General features: G+C 68.5%; 5 protein-coding genes. 2 read left to right on the top strand and 3 right to left on the bottom strand.

The window, feature by feature from the left end; all coding sequences use genetic code 11:
- Window positions 1-169 precede the first annotated feature (169 nt).
- Both IAE56_RS20245 and IAE56_RS20240 read right to left on the bottom strand, forming a co-directional pair.
- On the bottom strand, window positions 170-1,297 hold the full coding sequence (locus IAE56_RS20245) for an NAD(P)-dependent alcohol dehydrogenase (RefSeq protein ID WP_200753750.1): 1,128 nt from the start codon (window positions 1,295-1,297) through the stop codon (window positions 170-172).
- Window positions 1,298-1,314: 17 nt separating this feature from the next.
- Window positions 1,315-2,781, bottom strand: a complete 1,467-nt coding sequence (locus tag IAE56_RS20240) for a benzaldehyde dehydrogenase (RefSeq protein ID WP_200753749.1) — start codon at window positions 2,779-2,781, stop codon at window positions 1,315-1,317.
- Between the two features lie 195 nt (window positions 2,782-2,976).
- Between IAE56_RS20240 and IAE56_RS20235 the strand changes: the two genes are divergently transcribed.
- Together IAE56_RS20235 and IAE56_RS20230 are read left to right on the top strand one after the other, a co-directional pair.
- On the top strand, window positions 2,977-3,543 hold the full coding sequence (locus IAE56_RS20235; RefSeq protein WP_164075555.1) for a DUF1415 domain-containing protein: 567 nt from the start codon (window positions 2,977-2,979) through the stop codon (window positions 3,541-3,543).
- Complete coding sequence (locus tag IAE56_RS20230) at window positions 3,540-4,343, top strand: SDR family oxidoreductase (protein WP_200753748.1); 804 nt, start codon at window positions 3,540-3,542, stop codon at window positions 4,341-4,343. Before IAE56_RS20235 ends, IAE56_RS20230 begins: the two co-directional genes overlap by 4 nt.
- Before the next feature lie 108 nt (window positions 4,344-4,451).
- Here IAE56_RS20230 and IAE56_RS20225 read toward each other — a convergent pair whose 3' ends face one another.
- On the bottom strand, window positions 4,452-6,482 hold the full coding sequence (locus IAE56_RS20225) for a M3 family metallopeptidase (RefSeq protein WP_200753747.1): 2,031 nt from the start codon (window positions 6,480-6,482) through the stop codon (window positions 4,452-4,454).
- Window positions 6,483-6,661 lie beyond the last annotated feature (179 nt).

Raw genomic sequence — 6,661 nt, 5'->3', positions numbered from 1 at the left:
ACGCCCAACCCCGGTCTTGCCGTGTGCGCAGGACAGCGCACACGAGCAAGCCGCGACCAAGCCTACAAGGACGTATTTACGGCGTCCCCCTCAACCGGACCCACCACGCCAACCCACGGATAGCCGGCTTTTGATGTTGCCGGCCAGCGGCCGGCACTACCGATGCCCGTTACGCCGCGATCCGCAGGATCGGCTTCAGGGTGATCCCGCGCGTGCTGTCCTCGGCCGCCTGGTTGATCTGCTCCAGCGGATAGAACTTCACCAGCTTGTCGAACGGGAACCGCCCCTGCAGGAACAGCGTCACCAGCTGCGGGATGAACACCTGCGGCACGCTGTCACCTTCGACGATGCCGCGGATGCTGCGCCCGCCCAGCAGCAGGTTGTTCACATCGAAACTGGCGGTGGTGCCCAGCTTCGGCGCACCCACCACGCCCATCATGCCCAGCCCGCCCAGCGCCTCGATGCCGGCTGACAGCACTTCCGGGCGGCCGGTGGATTCCAGCGCGAAATCAGCGCCGCCACCGGTGATCGCACGCACCGCTTCCACCACGTCGGTCTCGCGGCTGTTGACCACGTGGGTAGCGCCCAGCTCCAGTGCCAGCTCCAGGCGCGACGGCACCACATCGATGGCGATGATGGTGGTGGCACCGGCCACCTTGGCCGCCATCACCGCACTCAGGCCCACCGCGCCGGCACCGTAGCTGGCGAAGCTGCTGCCCGAGCGCACCTTCAGCGAATTGAGCACCGCACCGGCACCGGTCTGGATGCCGCAGCCCAGCGGGCCCAGCAGTTCCAGCGGCGCATCGTCGGGCACCTTGATCGCGTTGATCTCGCGCGCGATGGCGAAGGTGGCGAACGAGGACTGCGCGAAGAAGTGATCGTGCAGCGGCTGGCCCTGCGCATCGGTGATGGCGGTATGGCCGTGGCCATCGTCGCCGCCGAAGTTGAGCCCGAAGAAATCCTTGCAGTAGGCACCGTGGCCGCCGCGGCAGGGATTGCAGTGGCCGCAGGCGCCGTAGGTCAGCACCACGTGGTCGCCCACCTTCAGGTCACGCACGTTCGGGCCCACGGCCTCGACGATGCCGGCGCCTTCATGGCCGAGCACCGCCGGCAGCGGCACCGGGTAGTACTGGTCGCGCACGATCAGGTCGGTATGGCAGAGGCCGGTGGCCACCACCTTCACCCGTACCTCGTCGTCCTGCGGGCCGCGCAGCTGCGCCTGCTCGATGACGAAGGGCTGTTCCTTGCCGCGGACCACGGCGGCGGTGATCTCACGCGTTGCGGTGTTGTCGTTCATCGTGATGGTTCCTTCGATCAGATCGGATAGGCGGGCGCTTCGCCCTTGACGGTCAGCCACTGCCACTGGGTGAACTCTTCCCAGTTGGCCGGGCCGCCGATGCTGGTGCCGTTGCCGGACGCACCGACGCCGCCGAAGGGATTGATCACTTCGTCGTTCACCGTCTGGTCGTTGATGTGCAGCAGGCCGGTGCGCAGGCGTTCGCCGAGCTTCAGCGCGCGGCCGACGTTGCTGGACACGATGGCCATCGACAGGCCGTATTCGCTGTCGTTGGCCAGCTGCACGGCCTGGTCGTCATCGTCGAACGGCACCACGACCGCCACCGGCGCGAAGATTTCTTCATTGAATGCCGGGTTGTCGGCAGCCACGTTGCCGAGCACGGTGGGCGCGAAGAACAGGTCCTGGTGGGTACCGCCGGCTTCCAGCGTGGCGCCGGCCTTGACCGCGTCGGCCACCACGCGGGCGGCGTGGTCGCGCTGGGTGGCGTTGATCAGCGGTCCGATCGCCACGTCTTCGCGTGCCGGGTCGCCGACCTTCAGCGACTTCGCCTTGGCCACCAGCTTTTCCAGGAACGCGGCATGGATCTTCCTGTGCACCAGCACGCGGCCGGTGGCCATGCAGATCTGGCCCTGGTGCAGGTACACGCCCCAGGCAGTGTTGGCCACGGCCAGATCGAGGTCGGCATCGTCGAGGATGATCAGCGAGTTCTTGCCACCCAGTTCCAGCGAGACCTTCTTCAGGTGCTTGCCGGCCGCTTCGCCGACCTTGCGGCCTGCGGCGGTGGAACCGGTGAACTGGATCATCGCCACGTGCGGATCGCTGGTCAGCGCGGCACCGGCGGCGCCGTCACCGGGCAGCATGTGCAGCACGCCGGCCGGCAGCCCGGCCTGTTCGAACAGGCGGGCGATGACCGCGCCACCGCACACCGCGGTGCGCGGGTCGGGCTTGAGCACCACGGCATTGCCGAGCGCGATGGCCGGTGCCACCGCACGCATGGCCAGGTACAGCGGGAAATTGAACGGTGAGATGACCCCGACCACGCCCAGCGGACGGCGCCGGGCCAGATTCAACCGGCCCGGTTCGGAGGGCAGGATTTCACCGGTGCTGCGCGAGGGCAGCGCGGCGGCTTCGTGCAGCGCCTTGATGGTCACCTTGGCCTCGAAGCCGGCCTTCAGGCGGGTCGAGCCGCTTTCGCGCACCAGCCAGTCCACCAGGGTGTCGATGTTGTCTTCGGCCAGGCGCGCGGCTTGGCGCAGCACCTGCGCACGCTGTTCATAGGGGGCGGCGGCCCAGCCCTGCTGGGCCTGCGCGGCGGCGGCGGCCGAGGTGGCGACCTGGGCGGCGTCGGCCAGGCCGACCTCGCCGAGGGTCTGGCCGGTGGCCGGCTCGATCACCGGGTGGCGCTGGCTGGCGGCCTGCCACTGGCCGTCGAAGAAGGCGCCGGACCAGAGTTCGTCCGGCAGCCACGGGGAAGATGCAGTCATGAGGTGTCCTCCTGTGTCGTGCGTCCATTGCACGCCTGGCCCGCCGCGCAGGCAATCGGCCATCGGTGCGATCTCGGCAAGGGCTTGAATGGATGGGACTTTCCAGCATCGCCACTGTCCAGTGCGTGGACAGTGAACAACGCAGCCGCGGGCGACTGCCTACAATGGCGGCCCCCGCCAGCCGAAGCGCCCGCCATGACCGACCCCGCCCTGCCCACCGACGACCCGATCGCCGCCACCCGCCTGTGGCTGGAGCGCATCGTGATCGGCCTGAACCTGTGCCCGTTCGCCAAGGCGGTCTACGTGAAGGACCAGGTCCGCTTCGTGCTCAGCGATGCGACCACGCCCGAGGCACTGGTTGAACAGTTGGCCGAGGAGCTGGTGCTGCTGCGCGACACCCCGGCCGAGCAGATCGACACCACCCTGATCGTGCATCCGCAGGTGCTGACCGATTTCCTCGACTACAACGATTTCCTCGACAACGCCGACGCTGCCATCGAGGCGCTGGACCTGCAGGGCATCCTGCAGGTGGCCAGCTTCCACCCGGACTACCAGTTCGATGGCGTGGCTGCCGACGATGCCAGCAATTACACCAACCGCGCGCCCTTCCCCACCCTGCACCTGCTGCGCGAGGAAAGCGTGGAGCGCGCCGTGGACGCCTTCCCGGACCCGGACGTGATCGTCGAGCGCAACATCCAGACCCTGGACCGCATCGGCGTGGCCGGCTGGCACCGCCGCCTGCGCGGGGAAGACCTGTCGTGAGCGCGGTTCCGCCCATCGCCGCATGGCCGGCGGCACCGCTGCAGGGCAAGGTGGTGCTGGTCACCGGCGGTGCCAACGGCATCGGCCGCGGCGTGGCGCAGGCCGTGCTGGGTGCCGGTGGCCGCGTGCTGATCGGCGACTTGGACGTGGAAGCAGGCCAGGCCTGCCTGGACGAATGGCAGCGTGGCGATGATGCCGCGTTCCAGCGCCTGGACATCGCCGACGAAGCCAGCGTGCGCGACTTCATCGGCGCGGCGCAGCAGCGTTTTGGCCGCATCGATGGCCTGGTCAACAACGCCGGTATTGCCGGCCCGCACGGCACCGTGCTGCAGGACATGGAATGGGACGAGTGGCAGCGACGGCTGTCCTCGCTGCATGGCGCGTTCCTGTGCAGCAAGCATGCGCTGCCGGCACTGAAGGCCAGCGCGGCCGGTTCGATCATCAACGTCGCCTCCACCCGCGCGTGGCAGTCGGAAGCCAACAGCGAGGCCTATGCCGCCGCCAAGGGCGGGCTGGTGGCCTTCACCCACGCGCTGGCGATCAGTGCCGGCCCGGCGGTACGCGTGAACAGCATCAGCCCCGGCTGGATCGGCACCACCGCCTGGCAGGCTCCTTCGCGGCGGCATGCGCCGGAGTATTCGGCCAGCGACCACGGCCAGCACCCGGTCGGGCGCGTGGGCGAGCCCGAAGACATCGGCGCACTGGCGGTGTACCTGCTGTCGTCGCTGTCCGGTTTCAGCACCGGGCAGGATTTCATCGTCGACGGCGGCATGACGCGGAAGATGATCTACGCCGATTGACCGATGTACGGTAGCGCCGGGCCATGCCCGGCGGCTCTTGTTGCCGCGCCGCGCTGCGCGCTCGCCGGGCATGGCCCAGCGCTACCGGTATGCACCGCGTTTTTTCGTTTACGCCATGCCCGAATGGCGCAGCAACGCGTCGATCTGCGGCGCGCGGCCGCGGAACGCCTTGAAGTTCTCCGCCGCCGGACGGCTGCCACCGCGCGAGAGGATTTCGTCGCGGAAGCGCGCACCGGTTTCAGCCAGCGCCTGCGGGGCTTCTTCGAACGCCGCATAGGCATCGGCGCTGAGCACCTCGGCCCACTTGTAGCTGTAGTAACCGGCCGCGTAACCACCCGCGAAGATGTGGCTGAACTGGTGCGGGAAGCGATTCCAGGCCGGCGGATGGTTCACCGCCACTTCGCTGCGTACGCGGTCCAGCAACGCCAGCACGCTATCCTGCGCCGGTTCGAACTGGCTGTGGATCAGCATGTCGAACAGGCCGAATTCCAGCTGGCGCACGGTAGCCATGCCGCTGTGGAAATTGCGCGCCGCCAGCATGCGCTCGTACAGCGCGCGCGGCAGCGGCTCGCCCGTGTCCACGTGCGCGGTCATGCCCTGCAGGTGGTCCCATTCCCAGCAGAAGTTCTCCATGAACTGGCTGGGCAGCTCCACCGCATCCCACTCCACGCCGTTGATGCCGGCCACGCCGAGTTCGCCGATGCGCGTCAGCAGCTGGTGCAGGCCGTGGCCCATTTCATGGAACAGCGTGGTCACTTCGTTGTGGCTGAAGGTGGCCGGCTTGCCGTTGGCGCCGCGGCCGAAGTTGCACACCAGGTAGACCAGCGGCGTCTGCACGCTGCCATCGGCACGCTCGCGGCGGTTGCGGCAATCATCCATCCACGCACCACCGCGCTTGCCTTCGCGCGCGTACAGATCCAGGTAGAACTGGCCGACCAACGCACCCTGCGCATCGACCAGGCGGAAGAAGCGCACGTCCTCGTGCCACACCGGCGCGCTGTCTTCCTGCACACGCAGGCCGTACAGCTGCTCGATCACCGAGAACAGGCCGCCGAGCACCTTCGGCTCGGTGAAGTACTGCTTCACTTCCTGCTCGGAATAGCTGTAGCGCGCCTGCTTCAGGCGGTCGGCGGCGAACGCCAGGTCCCAGGCCTGCAGGCTGTCGATGCCCAGCTGGTCACGGGCGAACTGTTCCAGCTCGGCGCGATCCTTGCCGGCGAACGGCTTGGCACGCACGGCCAGGTCACGCAGGAAGGCGAGCACTTCGGCCGGGTCCTGCGCCATCTTGGTGGCCACCGAATAATCGGCGTAGGAGGCAAAACCCAGCAGCGCGGCCAGTTCGGCGCGCAGGCCGAGGATGCGGTCGATGTTGCCGCCGTTGTCCAGCGCTTCATCGCCGAATTCGGACGCACGCTGTGCGCTGGCGCGGTACAGGATCTCGCGCAGGTCGCGGTCTTCGCCCCAGGTCTGCACCGGCAGGTAGCACGGCATCTGCAGGGTCAGTTTCCAGCCGGGCTTGCCGTCCTTTTCAGCGGCGGCGCGGGCAGCGGCCTTGACGTCGTCCGGCACGCCGGCCAGCCGCGCTTCGTCTTCCACGATCAGCGACCAGGCATCGGTGGCGTCGAGCACGTTCTGCGAGAACTTCGCCGACAGCGCCGACAGCTCTTCCTTGATCGCGGCGAAACGCTGCTGGGCGTCGGCATCCAGTTCGGCACCGCCCAAGCGGAAATCACGCAGGGTGTTGTCCAGCACCTTGCGCCGGGCTTCATCGAAGCCGGCCGCTTCCGGGCTGGCGGCCAGCGCCTGGTACTGGCGGTACAGCGCCAGGTTCTGGCCCAGCGCGCTGGCGAAGCGGGTCACCCGCGGCAGGTTGCTGTTGTAGGCCTCGCGCAGCTCGGGGGTGTTGACCACGCCCTGCAGGTGGCCGACCAGGCCCCAGGCGCGCCACAGGCGTTCGGTGGCATCGTCCAGCGGGGTCACGAAGGTTTCCCAGCGCACCGGCTGCACCTGCTCGGCCGTTTTGACGGCGGCTTCGGCGTCGGCCAGCAGCACGTCCAGCGCCGGCGCCACGTGCTCGGGGCGGATCGCCTCGAAGGGCGGCAGGCCGGAAGCATCGAGCAGGGGGTTGGCAACGGTCACGGCAGATCTCCAGGAAACGGGCCCGGCAGGCGGGCATCCCTGTCCATATGGCGCTGGCCGGGCCGCCAGACAAGGGGGAGGCATCGCAGGGCCTGCGGCCCTGCACCCGCTGGAGCAGGAGCAACATCAACGGCGACAGCAGCGTTACAGGTTTGGCGGGGAGGGGGGAGGTTACGGGG

The sequence above is a fragment of the Stenotrophomonas sp. S41 genome, from assembly GCF_016624625.1.
In the GTDB taxonomy this organism is placed as follows: Bacteria; Pseudomonadota; Gammaproteobacteria; order Xanthomonadales; family Xanthomonadaceae; genus Stenotrophomonas.
This window is presented reverse-complemented; position numbering and strand designations above follow the sequence as displayed.